Source organism: Turicibacter sanguinis, assembly GCF_013046825.1.
Classification (GTDB): Bacteria; Bacillota_I; Bacilli_A; order MOL361; family Turicibacteraceae; genus Turicibacter; species Turicibacter sanguinis.
On sequence record NZ_CP053187.1, the window covers coordinates 1,532,998 to 1,552,529 of the forward strand.

General features: G+C 33.6%; 18 protein-coding genes. 13 read left to right on the plus strand and 5 right to left on the minus strand.

From position 1 onward, the window contains the following. The first annotated feature begins 2 nt into the window (after window positions 1-2). The 6 genes from HLK68_RS07460 to HLK68_RS07485 all read left to right on the plus strand — a co-directional run bounded on the left by HLK68_RS07460 (window position 3) and on the right by HLK68_RS07485 (window position 5,505). Complete coding sequence (locus tag HLK68_RS07460; protein ID WP_006783737.1) at window positions 3-983, plus strand: FecCD family ABC transporter permease; 981 nt, start codon at window positions 3-5, stop codon at window positions 981-983. Between the two features lie 3 nt (window positions 984-986). Then, the gene (locus HLK68_RS07465; protein ID WP_006783738.1) at window positions 987-1,772 is read left to right on the plus strand and encodes an ABC transporter ATP-binding protein; all 786 of its coding nucleotides are present in this window, start codon (window positions 987-989) and stop codon (window positions 1,770-1,772) included. A 12-nt stretch (window positions 1,773-1,784) separates the two neighbouring features. Further along, window positions 1,785-3,074 carry a nitrogenase component 1 gene (locus HLK68_RS07470; RefSeq protein WP_006783739.1) on the plus strand — a complete coding sequence of 430 codons (1,290 nt, stop codon included), beginning with the start codon at window positions 1,785-1,787 and terminating at the stop codon, window positions 3,072-3,074. Next, window positions 3,061-4,266, plus strand: coding sequence for a nitrogenase component 1 (locus HLK68_RS07475; protein WP_006783740.1), 1,206 nt, complete (start codon window positions 3,061-3,063; stop codon window positions 4,264-4,266). The genes HLK68_RS07470 and HLK68_RS07475 overlap by 14 nt, the downstream gene beginning before the upstream one ends. A 14-nt stretch (window positions 4,267-4,280) precedes the next feature. Further along, complete coding sequence (locus HLK68_RS07480; RefSeq protein WP_006783741.1) at window positions 4,281-4,736, plus strand: HugZ family pyridoxamine 5'-phosphate oxidase; 456 nt, start codon at window positions 4,281-4,283, stop codon at window positions 4,734-4,736. 142 nt (window positions 4,737-4,878) lie between these two features. Next, window positions 4,879-5,505 carry a YczE/YyaS/YitT family protein gene (locus tag HLK68_RS07485; protein ID WP_006783742.1) on the plus strand — a complete coding sequence of 209 codons (627 nt, stop codon included), beginning with the start codon at window positions 4,879-4,881 and terminating at the stop codon, window positions 5,503-5,505. Window positions 5,506-5,526: 21 nt separating this feature from the next. Here HLK68_RS07485 and HLK68_RS07490 read toward each other — a convergent pair whose 3' ends face one another. Continuing rightward, window positions 5,527-6,351, minus strand: coding sequence for an AraC family transcriptional regulator (locus tag HLK68_RS07490; protein ID WP_132942540.1), 825 nt, complete (start codon window positions 6,349-6,351; stop codon window positions 5,527-5,529). Between the two features lie 411 nt (window positions 6,352-6,762). Between HLK68_RS07490 and HLK68_RS07495 the strand changes: the two genes are divergently transcribed. Together HLK68_RS07495 and HLK68_RS07500 are read left to right on the plus strand one after the other, a co-directional pair. Beyond that, entirely contained in the window at window positions 6,763-7,707 is a 945-nt protein-coding gene (locus HLK68_RS07495; protein ID WP_006783744.1) for an L-lactate dehydrogenase, read from the plus strand. A gap of 21 nt (window positions 7,708-7,728) precedes the next feature. Continuing rightward, a complete protein-coding gene (locus HLK68_RS07500) occupies window positions 7,729-8,061 on the plus strand; it encodes a hypothetical protein (RefSeq protein WP_006783745.1) in 333 nt (110 codons plus the stop codon). 783 nt (window positions 8,062-8,844) lie between these two features. On the opposite strand, the gene HLK68_RS07505 is transcribed toward HLK68_RS07500, so the two are convergent. After that, on the minus strand, window positions 8,845-9,426 hold the full coding sequence (locus HLK68_RS07505) for a TetR/AcrR family transcriptional regulator (protein ID WP_006784202.1): 582 nt from the start codon (window positions 9,424-9,426) through the stop codon (window positions 8,845-8,847). Between the two features lie 224 nt (window positions 9,427-9,650). On the opposite strand from HLK68_RS07505, the gene HLK68_RS07510 reads away from it, so the two are divergent. From HLK68_RS07510 to HLK68_RS07525, 4 genes are all read left to right on the plus strand, one after another. Next, a complete protein-coding gene (locus HLK68_RS07510) occupies window positions 9,651-10,355 on the plus strand; it encodes an ABC transporter ATP-binding protein (protein WP_006784201.1) in 705 nt (234 codons plus the stop codon). Window positions 10,356-10,357: 2 nt separating this feature from the next. Continuing rightward, entirely contained in the window at window positions 10,358-13,603 is a 3,246-nt protein-coding gene (locus tag HLK68_RS07515; RefSeq protein WP_155222808.1) for an FtsX-like permease family protein, read from the plus strand. Window positions 13,604-13,717: 114 nt separating this feature from the next. Further along, on the plus strand, window positions 13,718-14,032 hold the full coding sequence (locus tag HLK68_RS07520) for a thioredoxin family protein (RefSeq protein ID WP_006784199.1): 315 nt from the start codon (window positions 13,718-13,720) through the stop codon (window positions 14,030-14,032). 14 nt (window positions 14,033-14,046) lie between these two features. Further along, on the plus strand, window positions 14,047-14,688 hold the full coding sequence (locus HLK68_RS07525; RefSeq protein WP_006784198.1) for a pentapeptide repeat-containing protein: 642 nt from the start codon (window positions 14,047-14,049) through the stop codon (window positions 14,686-14,688). A gap of 23 nt (window positions 14,689-14,711) precedes the next feature. Here the strand turns inward: HLK68_RS07525 and HLK68_RS07530 are convergent, their stop codons facing one another. Next, window positions 14,712-15,221, minus strand: a complete 510-nt coding sequence (locus HLK68_RS07530) for a GNAT family N-acetyltransferase (RefSeq protein WP_009606368.1) — start codon at window positions 15,219-15,221, stop codon at window positions 14,712-14,714. A gap of 253 nt (window positions 15,222-15,474) precedes the next feature. Here HLK68_RS07530 and HLK68_RS07535 point away from each other — a divergent pair, with 253 nt between their 5' ends. Continuing rightward, window positions 15,475-17,241, plus strand: coding sequence for a helicase-related protein (locus HLK68_RS07535; RefSeq protein WP_132942539.1), 1,767 nt, complete (start codon window positions 15,475-15,477; stop codon window positions 17,239-17,241). A gap of 215 nt (window positions 17,242-17,456) precedes the next feature. Here the strand turns inward: HLK68_RS07535 and HLK68_RS07540 are convergent, their stop codons facing one another. Both HLK68_RS07540 and HLK68_RS07545 read right to left on the minus strand, forming a co-directional pair. Then, window positions 17,457-17,732, minus strand: a complete 276-nt coding sequence (locus HLK68_RS07540) for a hypothetical protein (protein ID WP_006784195.1) — start codon at window positions 17,730-17,732, stop codon at window positions 17,457-17,459. A 372-nt stretch (window positions 17,733-18,104) separates the two neighbouring features. After that, entirely contained in the window at window positions 18,105-19,487 is a 1,383-nt protein-coding gene (locus HLK68_RS07545; protein WP_009606359.1) for a Mur ligase family protein, read from the minus strand. Window positions 19,488-19,532 lie beyond the last annotated feature (45 nt).

Here is a 19,532-nt window from a genome sequence, read left to right on the forward strand (position 1 = left end):
AAATGAGAATAGATAAAAAATATATCATTATTATCTTATCTTTCATCACTTTACTGAGTTTGATTTTTGTCTTTTCAACGGTGGGGAGTGTTAATTTAAGTTTAGGTGAAATTTTAAGTGCCTTAAAAAATAACGATAACAAGGTTGTGACAACCATTGTTTATAAAATGCGATTACCACGAAATATTTTAGCGACATTAGTCGGAGCAAATTTAGCTGTTTCAGGAATTTTACTCCAATCAGTGATGAAAAATCCACTTGCAGACCCAGGAATTACAGGGGTTTCAAGTGGAGCTAGTGTCGCAGCAATTGTCATTTTATTAACAGCCCCACAATTAGCAAGTATCTTACCTGTTGCTGCCTTTATTGGAGGATGTGTTGCTTGTGCATTAGTTTTTATGATGGCATGGAAAAATGGATTAAAGCCTGAACGTGTTGTTTTAGCAGGGGTTGCTGTTAATACGATCTTAGGAGGCTTTATCTCATTATTATCCACACTATATAGTGATAAAATTCAAAGTGCGATTTTATGGCTAAATGGGAGTCTTGCAACAAAAACATGGCAAGATGTTCACATGTTAGTTTGGTATTCCGTCATTGGACTAATCTTGTCTTTATTTTTAATTCGAAGTGCAAATGTTTTACAACTTGGAGAAGAATCTGCGACAAATTTGGGATTCAATGTGAATCGAACGCGACTTATTATTTCACTAGTTGCTGTTTTCTTAGCAGCTACCTCGACTGCTGTTGTTGGAATTATTAGTTTTGTCGGATTAATTGTTCCACATATTTCAAGAATGTTAATGGGAAGTGATCATAAATATACGATTCCATTTAGTATGGTCCTTGGCGGAATTGTACTTTTAATTGCAGATACACTTGCAAGAACAGTAGGTGGTTCAATTGAAATTCCAGTAGGGGTAATTATGTCGATTGTAGGCGGTCCATTCTTTTTATATTTATTAAGAAAAAGGGGGAACTGATGTATGATTGAAGCAAAGAACTTAACAGCTGGCTATGAGGATAAAATCATTATTAAAGATTTGAACTTAAAAATTGAAAAAGGACAAGTGGTCTCGATTATTGGTCCAAATGGGTGTGGAAAGTCAACGTTACTTAAAACATTATCACGTATGATTAAACCAATGGGAGGGGCTGTTTTACTGGAAAATAACGAGCTGTCCAAACTTAAAAATAAATTTATTTCTCAAAAAATATGTTTGTTATCACAACATAATTTAGCACCGACTGATTTAACCGTTGAGCAACTTGTTTATTTTGGTCGCTTACCACATAAGAAATGGTTTGAATGTAAGACGACAGAAGATCAAGAATTAGTAGAATGGGCAATTGAACAAACAGGGCTAGCACACTATAAACATAAACCTATTGGGTCCTTATCTGGTGGTGAACGACAAAGGGCCTATATTGCACAGGCCCTTTGTCAAACACCTGATGTTTTACTGCTCGATGAACCAACGACTTATCTTGATATTTCACACCAACTTGAGCTTATGGAACTTGTGCGTGAAATCAATGAGAAATTCAAGATAACCATTGTGATGGTATTACATGAACTTAACCAAGCTAGCCGATATAGTGATCGATTAGTGATTATGAAACAAGGAAGAATCGTATCAGATGGAACACCGGTAGAAACCATTAATCAAGAGATGATTAAGCATGTTTATCAAATTGAATGTGATATTGATAACGATCCTATTTCAAATAAACCGCGTATTCATCCGATTCAAACGATTAAGACCGCTTAAAGGAGGATCGTTATGTATACATTAGAGAGTTTAAATCGTCTGAGTGAAATTAAGACGGACCAAGATATTAAAAGTTTATCACATGCTATTTTCCCAGGAACACATTGCCCTTTATTTGGCGTTGCCTTAACGGCATCTTATGTTAAAAATATGACAATGATTGTCATTGGAACAAGTGAATGTACGTACTATACGAAAAACTTTGCTTATCATCGTCAAAAAGGAAAAGATAGTGTTTATTCATTAGTGCTTGATGATAAAGAAGTCGTATTTGGTGCCGTGGCACAGGTTGAGAGGGCAGTAAAAGAGATTATTGAAATAGAACATCCTGATGCAGTCATGCTCGTTACGACATGTGTTCCAGAGTTAATAGGGGAGGATTATTCATCTATTCCTTATACACTTGAGGAAGAGGTAGGGATTCCGATATTTGTTGTGAACACTGAACATTTTAAATGTAATTCACATATTCCTGGTATGTCACGAGCCTTAAAGTCTTTAAGTCATGCGATGGAAAAAGTTGAGGTACAAGAAGGAGTTAATATTATTGGACATCGTCAGGATAAGGTAGAGGAAACAGAACTTGTACAGTTATTAAAAAAATATGATGTTCAAATCCAAACCGTTATCCCTTCAAGTTGTACAATAGCTGAAATAAAAAAGGCTCCAACTGCTAAGTTAAACATTGTTACAGATATGATTGGATTAGATTTAGCGAAAGAAATGAAGCGAAAATTTAATATTGAGTATCTATACTTTGATAAGCATTTAAATGTAGAGACTATTTCTAAAAATTATGAAGAGTTATCGAAAATACTTGAAATTGATTTTTCACGAGATTTAAAACAAGTTAAGGCACGTTACGAACAGTTAGCCATGAAATGTTATTCACTATTAAAAGGGAAAAAATTAATTTATGGAAATACGCCAATGATGGCACTTGAAATGGTCGATTTCTTAAGTGATTTAGGCTTAGAACCCGTCTTTGTTCAATTACGAGAATTATATGAGCAAGATTCACCTTATAAGGAGAGTTTATTAGACAAAGGCTATAATCCTTATATTAGTCGTATTGCAAATATTGCGCCATTACGAGAGTTATACGATACGATTGGGGCAGATTTGTATGTAGGTCATGAAAGTCCAATGTTATTAAAACAAAAAGGAATGATGCAAATGACCTTTGATGCTCACGCTCAAAAAATCGGTTATGAGCTCCCAATTGGTGTCATGCAAGATATGATTAAGTTAATGACTGAAGATTCTAAACCAATGGGAGGTGGCAAACATGCAGCTATGTAAATATTATCCGGTTGCAAATGATCGGATGGGGTCGATTTGGACACTTTGTTCGATTAAAGATACCTGTATCATTGAGTTTGGCCCTGCAGGAACAACTCACTATGCAGTTGAGGGAATTGGAAGTTTGAATGCAGGGGAAGGTTCCCGCATTTATTCAACCCATATGGATCAAAGTGATGTAACGTTTGGAAAGTATGATCGATTAGAAAAAGCTATTTTAGAGGTTGATGAGAATATTAAACCTCGATACATTTTTGTCATGGCTTCTTCGATTTCCTCAATTATTGGTGCGGATATTGAGAGTGTGTGTAGCGATTTACAAAGTCAAGTTCAGTCTAAACTTATTGCCATCACGACTGGAGGACTTAAGCATCAATATCATATTGGAGTTGAACAAACATTAGAATTACTCGTGAAGAAGTTAGTTGGTGATTATCCTCGTGATGTTAATAAATATAATATTTTAGGCTGTACGATTGATAAATATAATTATGCTTCTGATGTTGAAGAAATGAAACGTATGATGAAGCTCTTCTTTAACAAGGAAGTTCAAACAGTTTTCACATGTGAGACAACTGTTGAAGAAATTGAACAGGCTAGTCGTGCGTCTTTAAATATTGTTATGCGCAAAGAAGCCTTGAAAGCTGCTAAGTGGATGAAGAAAACTTACGGAATTCCGTATATTTATCACCATGTATATGGCCTTCAAAATACGATTGATTTTATTGAAGCAGTTAATAAAATCGATGGGTATGAAGTGAATCGAGAGTATCTAAATGCAGAAGTTGAAGCAGTAAAAAAGCATTTGTTTAGTTTAAAACGTAAATTTTTATTTTATAAAGAAACAAAGGAATGCGCGATTTTTGGTGACTATGATACGGTGCTAGGATTTGACGCTATTTTAAAAGAGCTAGGACTTGCTACTGATCGTTTAGAAGTATTGTACCAAACGGAAGTAGAAGCAGATTGGATATCCGGTCGCCCTGAATTAGAAAGAATAAAATATTTAAAATCAAAAGAACTATTCATGATTTGTGGAGATGGTCCAAGCTTAGAGATGGAACATCAAGCTAAATTAGAGTTACAGGTTAGTAACCCTAATTTAAATCAAGTTTTGATTTATCCATATACGCCCTATATGGGATTTAGAGGGATGCTTTTCGTTATTGAAAAAATATTAAATATCAAATAGTAAGGATGTAAGAAATGGAAACATTATTAAATCAGAAAAGTTTAATGATTAGTTCATTAAATGAAAATAAAATGCCTGAAATTAGTTATGCACCTTTTATGATGAAAGATCAAAAAATCTATATTTATATTAGTAAGGCTGCTGCACATTATCATAATTTAGTGCAAAATCCACAGTGTTCAGTCATGCTAATTGAAGATGAAGCAGCTTGTAAAACGGTCTTTGCAAGAGAACGCGTTTCTTTTGAATGTATAGCTTCAAAAGTTGAGTCAAGCAAGGAGTTATTAGAATTATTTGGTGGACGACAAGGAGCTCAAATGATGATGGTTTTAAAAACATTAGACTTTGATTTCTTTGAGTTAGTCCCACTTAAAGGTCGTCTTGTTAAAGGATTTGGACAGGCGTTTAACATTTCTTTAAACAATAGTGAGTTTCAATTAACACAAGTCACATCAATAGGGCATAAATAAGAAAAACTCTCGCACATCAGGGCGAGAGTTTTTCTTATTCAATACCTAACATTTGACCATCTAATTCAAACATTTTGAGATGTTTAACTCTTTTAGAAAACGCTATAATTAGTTATGATTTAGTAAAAGAGGGGATAAAAAGATGAAGAGAAATAAGAGGGATTATGTTTTGTATTTGATAGGTATTATGATGTTAACACTTGGGGTTTCGTTGACGGTACAATCTGATTTAGGAGCAGGTTCGATTGATTCAATTAATTTCGCTTTGGCTCACCGACTTAATATTAACCTTTCAATTGTTATTTTTGTCATGGCTTTGTTAGCAATTGCGATTTCAACTTGTATCAGATGTGAAAGACCAAAGTTCACAACGTTGATTACGGCTTTTTTTATGGCTATCGGAACTGAGTTTTGGGTGTTTGTTGTGAGTCCTATTGTACCTGAAACGTTAATGCAAAAAATTGTAGTATTTAGTATCGCTGTTATTTTGGTCTGCACAGGATTAGCACTTTACTTAAAGCCTAAATTACCGGCTCATCCAAATGATGATATTACGGTTTCTATTAGCGAAGTAAGTAACCTGAAAATTGGAACAGCTAAACTAATGATGGATGCTATTTGTATGATTATTGCTTTGTTATTGCAAGGTCCTATTGGGGGTGGAACAATTATTTTGACTCTGTTTGTAGGGCCTGGGGTTAATTTAGCAACGTATTTACTAGAAAAATTACCTTTCATTAATGACTTACAACCTTATCATATACAGTAAAAGCCAGGCGATCCTGGCTTTTTAATGGTTTAAATGACGGTATTCACTTGGTGAAATCCCATTTGCTTTTTTAAAAGCTTTTGAGAAAGCAAGGGGATCACTGTATCCACAAGAGTGCGAAATATTAGCGACAGATAAATCGGTTTGAAGTAATAAATCTGCCGCCTTAGTCATTCGAAATTGAATCAAAAAGTTCTGGGGGGACATTCCTAAATGCTTTTGAAAAAGTGAAGTTAAATAAGTGCGATTTAAACATAGATAGTGGGAAATATCGCTCACTTTAATATAGTTAAAGTAATTATTTTCGATAAATTCAATGGCCTTACTCACATAGTGATTATCTTCTTGAAGGCTTGGTTGTTTTGTTTGAATATGACTCGATTCTGAGAGTTTAGAAAGAAGGAGATAAAGAAGCCCTTGATATTTTAATTCGTTCGCATGAGTTGATTTATTACAATTTAACATCTCTGCGACATAGGACTTCAAGGTTTCACAATCATGGACATTTAATACTAAGCGATTATCAATAAAACCAGCATGTTCTAAATATTTTTTTGCCATCTGTCCATCGAAGCCAACCCAAATATAAGCCCAAGGATCTTCTTGGTCAGCTTGATAAAAAGTTAATTCATTAGGGCGGATTAAGAAGCATTGATCTTTTTTAATTTCGTATTTTTGATCATTTAAATAATAGGCACCTTTACCTTTTAAAACAAAATGAAGTAAAAAGGTTGGACGGATAGCTGGACCATACGAATGTCCAGGTTCGCATTCATGCATTCCACAATAACAAAAAGCTAAATCTCTGTATGGTTGTGGATCAATTGTTAAGCTAAATTGTTCCATGAAGAAAGCCCCCTAAATGTATGAATTGAAATAAGTATAGCACATCTAATGGAAGGTAAAAATAGATAATTTTATATATAACTCAAAGCTATATCTAAAAAATGAAATTTAAATTTAATTCAAAAGTTGGATATATTTTTAATGATTTGATAAATTTTTTAGAGGTAATCTTCATTTTTTTAAGCTGATTAAAGTGCGGAAAGGGATAAGGTTCGTATAGTAGAAAAATAAGGGATCAGTTGTGTGATTTAGTTAGCCAATTCAATAGTTTTTTTATTTTACGTAATTTAGTTTAATTCACCAAAATTCAATTTTTTTCGCATAAATCTGATGTTGATTTAAATACTAAAGATAGTAGCGTGACTCTAAAGAGGCTACCAATAAAAGTAAGATTGATTAGAGGTGTAAAAGTTGAAAAGTGGAGTAAGACGCGTTGTATTAGTCGGAACAGGTTTTGTTGGAATGAGTTTTGCGTACTCAATTATTAATCAAGGTGGAATTGAGGAGCTAGTTTTAATTGATGTTAACCATGATAAAGCAGAAGGAGAAGCAATGGATTTAAGTCATGGTATTGCCTTTGCTCCTGATAAAACTGAAATTTGGGCAGGAACTTATGCTGATTGTGGTACTGCAGATATTGTTGTCGTAACAGCTGGTGTTAATCAACAACCAGGAGAAACACGTTTAGCTTTAGTTGAACGTAATGCTAAAATTATGCGCGATGTGGTTAAAAATGTGATGAAATCAGGATTTAATGGAATTTTATTAATTGCAAGTAATCCAGTAGATGTTTTAACATATGTTGCCTGGCAAGAATCGGGTCTTTCACGTCATCGTGTCATCGGGACAGGTACAACGCTTGATACAGCTCGTTTACGACATGAAATTGGTAAATATTTAAATGTGGATCCACGTAACGTGCATGGATACATTGTTGGGGAACATGGTGATACAGAAACACCTTTATGGTCTCACACAACAGTTGGGGTAAAACCTTTACTAGATATTATTCAAGACGATCCACAATATAAATTTGAAGATTTAGAGCAAATTTATGTGAATGTTCGTGATGCAGCATATCACATTATCGATCGTAAACGTGCAACTTATTACGGTATTGGGATGTGTACAACACGTATTGTCAAAGCTATTTTAAATGATGAAAATTGTGTTTTACCAGTTTCAGCTTATTTAAATGGACAATACGGAATTAAAGATATCTTCACAGGAGTTCCTGCCATTATTAATCGTAATGGAGTACGTGAAGTATATAATTTAAATATTACAAAAGAAGAACGCGATCAACTTCATAAATCAGTGGATATTTTAAGAGAAACACTTCAAACGGTCTTATAGTCAATTTAAGGAGGTATACTTATGTCAACTCATGATAAATATGAAAAGGTTGTAACAGATACAGAACATTTAGCTAAAAAAGTGGCAAATAAAGCTGAAGATTTAGCTGAAGATTTAAAATATGGAGCTAAAAAAGCAGCTCGTGGTGCTGAAGAGTTAGCGGAAGATATGGCTCACGGTATTTCAAAAGGTGCTAAAAAAGCAGCTCGTGGTGCTGAAGAGTTAGCAGAGGATATGGTACAAGGTGTTCAACATGCTTCTAAAAAAGTAGCTAATAAAACAGAAGATTTAATGGAGAAAGCAAAAGATTTTGTCGATAATATTAATCATCCAAATAATCATTTAGAACAATAATAAAAAATCCCACGATATGTAATCGTGGGATTTTTTATGAAATTATTTTGTTGCAACTGACATTGCGATGATGTTAATCACATGTGGTGTAACATAGAATAAAGCTGTTCCAATTACTAAACCTTTTGCTGCATCTTTTAACATTTGAATTTGTTTCATTACAAATTCCTCCTTTGGTGTTTTATTAACCCCAAAGGTTTTACAGGCCTTCTTCCTATAAAACGCATGTGCGTTTAAACAAGAAAAATAAACAGAGCCTAGTGGCCACGTTTCCTTAGGAATCTAAGGAATTAGCCTTCATATTGGTTTCTGTGAGGAGATGACTCTCATCATTTATGTTGTCAATCTGAGCTCTATTTATGAAAAAGCGCTCGTAATTATCTTTTGTGGTAATTACTTCCTTTTTGTGAATGCTTCGGTTATCATCATTACCGACGATGATATATGCAAAAACACATCAAGAACAGTACGTGGAAATTGTTCTTCCTTCAACCTTCGAAACATTCCTTGTCTTAACGCAAGGGGTTGGTTTTATAGAATAACACGTATAGAGATAAAATGCAACAAAAAAATCAAATTAATTTAAAAAAACTGACGATTGATAGGAGAAAATAAAAAAAACAGTCTAACATCGCGAATAACTGTATATGATAGAAGAGTAGAAGTTCTTCTTCTCCTAAGTTTCTCTACCGCTATTTATGCGCTTAATTTTTTCATTTTTAGTTTACTTTTTTTGTCTTTCTTCTTTGTATAAGAACTGTATCACAGGATACAGTTCTTTTTTTATTTTTGAATAAGGATTTTGGCACCATGATTGATAATATTATCAATTAATAGTGCCATTTCTTTTGGTGTTAGGGTCATACCATCAGAAATCCATTGTTCTGTAACACCAATAACGCCATTTGAAACAAAGGATAGGAATAAAGTATACTCAATAGAATCACTTTCTTGATAAAGATTTTTCAGTGTATCAAGCCCTATCGTTTTAATTAAGAGTTGGATTTTATTAAAAAAATGTCCTTGTGAATGACTCTGCAAAAAGGTTTTTAAAATATGTTTATTATCATAAATATATTCAAAGAGTTGTTCTAGTAATAAATAAGTCGATTGATTAGAATTCCTAAAATTAAAATCTTGGATCATCATTGAAACATTTTCGATGACTTCATCTTCAAGCTGATTTAATAAATCATAGATATCGAGATAGTGAAGATAAAAAGTTCCACGATTTAAATCAGCATGTTCAGTAAGGTCTTTTACCGTAATATCTTTGATTTGTTTTTCAGACATTAATTCAATAAAACTTTCTTTTAATAGTTTTTTTGTTCTCCTAACACGGCGGTCTTCTAGTTTAGGTTTCATTTTATATAATCCCTTCTTTTTTTATTTATTGAACATATAGTTAAAGAATGTTGATTATTTAACACGGTGTAAAAGATTGATTATTGTACATTTTATTAAAATGAATAATAATAGACATATGTTCAAAAGTCAATAATCTGTTTATTTAGCATTAATGCTCAAATCTGTGAGTAAGCTATCTCAGGATGCTAAAAATATAAGGAAACAAAATAGGGAGTGATAAGATGGCAGGTTACATTGAGTTTAAAGATGTAAAAAAAGTTTACAAAATGGGAGAAGTTGAAATTGAAGCTTTAAGCGGTGTTGATTTTTCCATTAATAAAGGTGAATTTGTCATTGTTGCTGGGGCAAGTGGAGCGGGAAAAAGTACTGTTTTAAATATATTAGGTGGAATGGACCATGCCAGCAGTGGAAAGATTTTAGTTGATGGAAACGAAATTAATAATTATTCAAATAAGGAATTAATTACATATCGTCGTCATGACATCGGATTTGTCTTTCAGTTTTATAATTTAGTTCAAAATTTAACAGCTGTTGAGAATGTTGAACTAGCAACTCAGATTTGTGAAAATCCGTTAAATGTTCAAGAGGTTTTAGAGGCAGTGGGACTTGGACATCGTAAAAATAACTTTCCTGCTCAAATGTCGGGTGGAGAACAACAACGTGTTGCTATTGCACGAGCATTGGCCAAAAATCCAAAATTATTATTATGCGATGAACCAACCGGTGCATTAGATTACAATACCGGAAAAGCAATCTTAAAATTATTACAAGATACATGTCGTAAAATGGGGATGACGGTCGTTATGATTACCCACAACTTAGCTATTGCACCGATGGGGGATAAAATTATCCATGTTCGTAATGGAAAAGTAGCTAAGATCGAAATCAACGAAAACCCAATGCCAGTAGAAGGGATTGAGTGGTAAGAATGAGTAAGAGTTTAACAAAAGATACCTTCCGTGATATCAAAAAATCATTAGGAAGATTTATGTCGATTCTAATGATCTCTGCTCTTGGCGTTGCCTTCTTTGTCGGAATCAAATCTGCTCCGCTTGCTATGCAAAAGACAGTAGATCAATACTATGATGATTATAATTTCATGGATTTGAGATTAATCTCTACCCTTGGTTTCACCGATCAGGATGTTGAAGCTGTTAAAGGTTTAAATGATGTGTCAGGGGTTTTTCCAACCTTTACACAAGATGTTTTAACAAAATATCAAGATAATGAATTAGTTATCAGATTGCATGCCTTACCAATTGATAACTTAAATTCAAATAATCCAGATTATATTAACCAAGTTAAACTAGTTGAAGGGCGATTACCTGAAAAATCTGGAGAAGCTGTTGTTGAAAAAAGTAAATATCTTGGCTCAATTGAACTAGGTTCAAAAATACAATTACAATCAGGGACAGATGACCCGTTAAGTGATACATTAAAAACAACTGAATATACGATCGTTGGAATTGTTGAAACGCCATATTATTTGTCAGCAGATAAAGGAACATCAAATATCGGGAGCGGAAATATCTCAAGCTTTATGATGATTCCACAAAGTGATTTTAAATCAGATATCTATACTGAAATGTATGTGAGTTTATCGAACACAAAAGCTCTTGATACATTCTCAGATCAGTATAAAGACACAGTGTCTCACGTAGTAGATGAAATTGAAGTGCTAAGCGAAACTCAAACAAAGCATCGATATGATGAAGTGATGGAAGAAGCACAGTCAGAACTTGATAAAAATCGAATAGAATACGAGGGGCAAAAAGCAGAGGCACTAGCAGAACTTGAGGATGCCGCAAGTCAAATCGAAACAGCGAAACAAGATTTAGTAAACGGAAAAGCTCAACTTGCTTCTAATAAAGCAGAGTTTGAAAGTACGATTCAATCAGCTGAGGAACAAATTGCACAGGGGGAAGCACAGTTAACACAAGCAGAGGATGAGTTAAATCGTGCGTATAATGATTTTTTAGCTCAAAAAGAAAGTGCACAGTCTCAAATAGCAGCTGCTGAGGCACAGCTTAAATCTGGGGAAGAACAAGTTGCACAACTTGATGCCTATAAAAATCAACTACAAGCCTCACTACAAAATCCAGATTTAACAGATGAACAAAGAGTGGCTATTGAAGCGCAACTTGCTCCTATCTTACAAAGTTATGAATCAGCGCTACAGACATTAAATGCCGGAAGAGCTGAACTTGAGAAAAATAAACAAGCCTTAATTGATGGAGAAAATCAAATTTTAGCTGGAAAACGTACGATTCAAGCTTCAAAACAAGAATTAGCAGAGCAAAAAGCTAAATTAGAAACGGAAAAATCAAATGCTTATGCACAGTTTAAGACAGCAGAAGATGAAATTGAAAAAGGTGAAGCAGAATTAATTAAAGCTGAAGCGGACTATGAAAATGGAAAAGCCGAAGCAGAAGAACAATTTAAAGAGGCCGAAGAAAAGCTACAAGAAGCACAGGATCAAATTAATGATATGACTTATCCAGAATGGTATGTGCTAGATCGAGATTCTCATTATTCATATGTAGATTATAAAAATGCGGCTTCGAGTATTGAAGCCATCTCACAAATCTTCCCGATTTTCTTCTTCTTAGTTGCTGCCTTAGTTTGTTTAACAACAATGACACGCATGGTAGATGAACAACGATTAAATATCGGAACGTTAAAAGCATTAGGATATAGTAAAGTCAAAATTGCATCGAAGTTTTTAGTTTATGCTGCACTAGCAAGTATGACAGGGGCAATTTTAGGAACCATAATCGGATTTAATGTTTTCCCGAATGTTGTGATTGATGCTTATGGTATGATGTATACTTTACCAGATACTATTTTAGTATTTAGTTGGCCATTGGTAATCATTGCAACACTTATTGCAGTAGGGGTCACAACCTTATCAGCATTCTTTGCAGTCAATGCGGAATTAAAAGAAACACCATCTATTTTAATGCGACCTAAAGCACCGAAAGAAGGGAAAAGAATTTTACTAGAACGTCTTCCATTCATTTGGAATCGCCTAAACTTCATTGCGAAAGTAACGGTACGAAACTTATTCCGTTACAAAAAACGTTTCTTCATGACAGTCTTTGGAATTGCGGGATGTACGGCGTTACTTGTAACAGGATTTGGAGTTAAAGATTCAATTCGTACAATTGTGGATACGCAATTTGGAGAAATATTTAAATATAATATGACGATGAAGTTAAATAAAGATATTTCACTTTCAGATGAAAAAGCACTAGTTACTGAGCTACAAAATGATCCGAGAATTCAGGGCGTTTTATCAATTCATAGTGAGAATGGTAAACTATCTGATGATGACGTGACAAAAGATGTTAATGTCTTCGTTCCCCATTCAGTTGCTGATTTAGATCCATTTGTTTCACTCAGAAATCGTGTGACACAAGAAAAGGTTGAACTTCCAGAATATGGAGTCGTGTTGAGTGAGAAAGTAGGTAAACAATTGGGGGTTAAAGTTGGAGATAATGTGACGATTGAAAATGCCGATGGTAAAAAAGCAGAGGCTAAAGTAGAGGGAATTGTTGAAAATTATTTATTCCATTATGTTTATTTATCACCAACTTATTATGAAGAATTATTTAATGAGACGCCAACATTTGAAAGTATTTTAGGTGTTGCTAATGATGATACGTTAGAACTTGAAGAGGCGGTTTCATCAGATTATATGAATCAAGCGGGTGTAAGTGGGATAAGTTGGAACTCATCGATTGGAAGTAATTTTGATAACATGATTCAGAATTTGAACTATGTCGTTTTATTAATGATTATTTCTGCCGGAGCTTTAGCATTCGTCGTCTTGTATAATTTAACGAATGTTAACATCTCAGAACGTATGCGTGAGATTGCAACGATTAAAGTATTAGGATTCTATGATAAAGAAGTCTCAGCTTATATTTATCGAGAAAATATCATTTTAACCTTGATTGGAACGGTTGTTGGACTTGGACTTGGAATTTTACTACATCGTTATATCATGCTCACAGTCGAACTTGATAATATGATGTTTGGACGACAAATTGCTCCACTAAGTTTTATTTACTCAGCAGGCTTAACTATTTTATTCGCCTTCGTAGTAAACTTTGCAATGTATTATAAATTGAAAAAAATCGAAATGGTAGAATCACTTAAATCAGTCGATTAAGCCAAAAAGGTTCGCTCTCAATAAGAGCGAACCTTTTTTATAAATTAAGGTGAGATTAAAACTATATCAGGATATAATAATACTTATTAAGAATGAGACAAAAAGGAGCCCTATATGAATAAAGATTTGTTGCTTCAACAACTTTCAACACATCAAATGATGTTGCTCTATTTTAAAGGAAGCCAATGTAGTGCTTGTCTTGCGTTATTACCGAAAGTAGAAAAATTAATAGAGCAGTATCCTGAAATTGAAATGCGGATAATAGATGTGAATAAGGATGCTGAAATTTCATCACACTTTGGCGTCTATTCCGTTCCCGCTACGATTCTATTCATAGAGGGGAAAGAATATATCAAAGAAGCGGGAATTTTTAGTATACATACCTTAAATGAGAAAATAAATAGATTATACGAAATGATTTATAAGTAGAGGAGAAGTAGACAATGGAGAAAATTGAGAAACCGAAAAGAACAGGGAAATTAAATCATAACCTTACCTTCACAGAGTGCTTGGCAGAAGACTACTACATTCATGGGATGCAATTTGAAAACGAAGAAATTTCATATTTATCCATTGAGCGTCTAAGTTTAAATCAATGTCATTTTAAAAATGTTGTGTTTTTAGAATGTGAATTTGATCATATTGATTTAACGGATACGATTTTTGAAAACTGTGATTTGTCTAATATTAAAATGCCTGATGGAATTATACATCGTTGTATTTTTCAAAACTGTCGTCTGACAGGAAGTGATTTCTCAAACTGTGGCATCCAACAAACACTATTTAAAGAAAATAGTGGACGATATATCAACTTTTCCTTTTCAACGTTTAAAAAAGTAAATTTACTAAGTAATCAGTTTTCACATGGAAGTTTTAATGAATGTCAGTTTAATAAAGTTGCATTTGAAGAAAATCAATTAGAGATAGCAGAATTTATTCACACCTCATTGAATGGTCTCGATTTTTCAAACTGTAAGATAGACGGAATTGTAATTCCAATGGAAAATTTAAAAGGATTAAGTGTCTCACCAGAACAGGCTCTTCAATTAGCGACACTACTTGGACTAAAAATAAAACACCTTTAGGGAGTTTCCTAAAGGTGTTTTCATTAGAATGTAAGAGTGCCAAAGACGTTATCTAAACTTCCTTCAACTAATTCACAAGCTTGAATGTACTGAGCAGGAATTTCATGACAGTTGATGCCAAAATCAACAGAAGATTTAAAGCCGAATCGTTGATAGTAAGCAGGATCCCCAACTAATACAACAGCTGTATATCCCATCTTACGAGCTAGCTCAAAACTTTTCATGACAAGTTTTGAACCTATACCTTGACCGCGATAATTTAGGTCAACAGAAAGTGGAGCAAGTAATAAAACGTCATGATTTTGATTCAAATCTTGAACGATATATTTTGTTAACATGATATGTCCAATAATGTTTCCGTCAACTAAAGCGACTAAGGCAAGTTCAGGAATATAGTTTTCACTGGCGCGAAGCTCATTGACAAAGTTTTGCTCGTTTCCATCCGATACTTGAGCTGTTTCAAATGCTATACGCACAAAGTCATAAATTTGGTTAAATTCTTTTTCATGTTCAGTTCTAATAATTAAGTTCATTTTTAAATCCTCCAATTAGTTAGTAGTACGATTTTTGCTACTGTGAGAGGACAAATTGGATGTCCTCTCTTAAAGGACGGAATCCATTTTACGATGCTTGATCAAACAAACAACTCCTTAGTTTATAAAAAATTTTTTCAACACTGTTAGTATAGCATATAAAAAGAAAAGTAAAAAGTGAGCAATGTTTTTTAAAAAATGACCATCCTATAAATAATGAGTAGAAAGTCGAAATTTGTTGAAGGTGATGATTATGAAAAAAAATAGACGTGAAATCCGTGACCTCAAACAATTAAAAGAACAGCTATTCGGCATTAAACAAGTCGTGCACCACACTAAGATAGGAAACCTGTGGAATCACGAGGCGGCAGTTCGAAAAAAGTTAAAGGTGCTGACTGAAATGGATGGTCAATCGCTTAAAGGGTATCATCAAGTGTATAAGGAATATCGCGACTTGTTAGATGAAATATCAGTTCGATTATTAGAAGACTATAATGACAAAAATAATACAAGCTTTGAATTTGATGAAATTGTTCAATCGCATCTTCCAGAGTATTTATCATCGGGTATTTTAACGGCGCTCGTCAGTAGTCATATTCCTAATTTAATGGCGGATTCATTTAAAACACATTTTCCCAAAAACCCTAAAGATGAATATCAGGAAGCAAGAAATCTTAAACGTAAAATTTATTTGCATTTAGGTCAGACGAATACGGGAAAAACCCATCGAGCTATTGAACGTTTAAAACAAAGTCAAAAAGGTGTATATCTTGCACCTCTTCGCATTTTGGCGCTTGAAATTTATGAACGGTTAAATAAAGAAGGGGTACCTTGTACGTTATTAACGGGGGAGGAAGAGGTTATTATTCCCGAAGCAAACCATCAAAGTTCAACGGTTGAAAAAGTGAATTTAGATCAGACTTACGATGTAGCAGTTATTGATGAGATTCAGATGATTGGAGATTATCAGCGTGGCTCTTCTTGGACGCGTGCTCTTTTAGGGCTTCGATGTTCTGAGATTCATGTCTGTGGGGCGTTAAATGCAAAAGAAATCTTACTTGAAATGATTAAAGATTGTGGCGATGAGTTTGAAGTCATTGAATATGAAAGACTTATGCCATTAGTTATAGAAAAAGAGCCATTTAATCATCAGGATACACAAGAAGGAGATGCCTTTATCCTTTTTTCAAAACGAAAAGTTTTACAGCTAGCAAAACAGTATAAGGAGATGGGAATCAATGCGAGTGTGATTTATGGTGATTTGCCACCCGAGGTTCGTAAAATGCAGTATTATGACTTTGTGCATAAGAAAAATTTAATTTTAGTGTCAACGGATGCGATTGGAATGGGTGTTAATTTGCCAATTCGACGCATTGTATTCATGAATTTATGCAAATTTGATGGAGAAGAAGAACGATTTTTAACGTCCCAAGAAGTCAAACAAATTGCAGGACGAGCAGGAAGGATTGGAATTTATGAAGTCGGATATGTAGCAGGGTATGGACGTTCTTATTCATTTTTAAAAGAAAAGATTGAGATGGAAGATGACCCGATTGAACAAGCTGTCATTGGACCAAGTGAAGTGTTACTTCAGATTGAAGGATTACCGCTCAAAGAAAAGCTGGCGCTTTGGAGTACAATGCCTGTTGAGACCCTGTATTATCGTAAGATGGATATCCGTGATTATATTTTAGTCTTAGATAAAGTCCGTCGTTATAAATTGGATGAATATGTGGAATGGAAATTGATGAAGTTACCAATTGATGTGCATAATGATGAAGTCTTATCGACGCTACTATTTTTCATCGAAAGCTATTTTGTTCAAAAAGTGGGTGAAGTACCAAGACCTCATCTAGGTGAAGTTAATTTATCAAATTTAGAAACCTACTATCAAGAGGTTAACCTATACTACTCATTCTGTAAAAGTTTCAATATTGAATTTGATGTTGAATGGGTATACGATGAAAGACTGAGAATCAGTGAACTGATCAATGATTTACTTATAAAAGGAAGATACTAAATTTAAATGATATTAATTGGATGATGAAAATCAGGCGCATACGAAAATCAATTTTAAATGATAGGATAAGTGAGGATAGCATCATTGTTCATAAGTAGCCAATAAAATAGTATAGGGTTGAGTCTTATCACTTCTACTCAAGTCATACTAAAGCTACTAACATCAAGTAAAAAGGTTCAGAAACTTGAGTTCTGAACCTTTTTAGTAATCATTAATTAGAATTTATTAAACATTGATTCATCTTCAATTAACCAAAGCTTTTTATAAACTGTTCCAAATTCAATAGGGCAAACAAATCCATTTCGGTCAACTAAATGTAGTTGATTCGTAATCGTGTTTTGTTTAAGTTCTCCTGAAAGAAAAACAATGTCATCATAACATTCTATTTGAATTTTATCATTTAATTTAACGCTACAAATAAATTCACGATCAAAGTAACTATAAACATGAAGTTCATTATTGTTTGGTTTGATTAAAATATCGTTAAACATTTAAAAGCCCCTCCTAGTAAAAAAAACATATTGATAAACAATCTTTTATTAAATGTAAAAGATTGATGATTTCCTAGTTTTAAATATAACATATCCTAAAATACAAATTAAGCAATATGCAATTCTATATACAAAAGAACTTTAATTCATACATTTATAATCAGACTTACTACTTAAGCCCTTCTGTTGATACTAAGGAGAACGATAGGGGCAATCTAACATCTTTAAGAGAATAAGCTTCCACTATTTTGAGTAAAAGTTTTCCGAGTGTGAAAAACTTATTTAGACTGAGATAATTCGAGGAGCAAAGTGAGAAGTCGAATAGAATTTAAAAACTGTTCAGAGTATATTTAAATCTGAACAGTTTTTTTATTATTTTTTAAGTTTAAGGTTATTTACGAAGTTAATGACTGCCGGGTCATGCATTGAACATTTTGTAAGTAGTGTTGTATCTTTATCAACAATTTGATTCAATAATCGACGCACTCCTTCTGTTGATGAAAAGCTATATACTTTCCCTTTAAATCCATTTCGACGACATTGCAAAGCAATATATCTAGCTTGGGATCCTATAGTGATTAATACGTCGAGATCATACTGGCAAATCATATCCCCAACTTTTTGATGAAGTTGTCTTGAGTTTTTCCCCAGTGCATCAATGCTACCAACTAGCGCTATTTTTTTACGATTTTTAGCTATTTCACACATTGTTTTAATACTTGCTTCGAGTGAAGTAGGATTGATGTTCCAAGTATCCACAATCAGCTGACATTGATTCAATCCTTTCATAACTTCAAAGTGAGAATTTAAATGTTTGAATGAAGGAAGGAGTTTAATAGAATCACGATAGCTAATTCCCACTTCATAAGCAGCTGCAATGGCAGCCATGCTATTATAAACTTGATGGACACCGTAACCAGGAATGAAAACTTTGTATCTTTTATTATTAACAGTTAAAATGTAACTCATTCCTTTAGGTACGAATTCAATGTTTGAAGCCTGATAATCGGCATTCTCGCCTACACCATAGTAAATAATTTTTCCTTTAAAATCTTCTAAGCTAATTTTTTTAATGTTATCATCGTCGGCATTTAAGATTAAGGTTCCTTTTTCACCAACTGCTTTCACCATTTCACCTTTAGCTTTTATGTAACCTTCGAGTGTTTTACATTGATCAAGGTGGTCAATACCGATGTTTGTGATGATTCCGATTTGTGGTTTAAAGTATCGTGAGCTTTTTTTTATATAACCAGGAGCAGCCACGGCAGTTTCATAAACAGCTGCTTCAACACTATCATTTAATTTCATTAAGTAAGAGAGATGTTTAGACTCCCCGTTAGTAGACTTCACGGTTCCCTCTGTTTTATAAAAATGCTTTAAAATATGACGTGTCATATCTTTTGTTGTTGTTTTACCACATGTTCCAGTGACAGCGATAACGGGGATATCAAATTGATTACGATAAAAATCAATAAAGTCATAATATGACTCTTTTATTTTATTAACTTTGATAATTGTACAGTTATTACCGAATGGACAGTGACCAATAGGCCGATCTGTAACAATTGCACAAGGTAAGTATTTTTTGATAAATCTCCAGTCAAAAGTTCTAGGATTGAGTAAGAAAAGAAGGGTATTACTAGATTCTACTTGTTTTGCTTGTGTCACAACGGAAGAAATCATGAGATTATCATTTCCTTTAACAAGAGAACCGTGAATCACCTTTCTAATCGTACCTATTGAAAGTTTTTTCATAATAATATCTCCTTATGATTTAGGGTGGGTCTCCCTTATGATTTG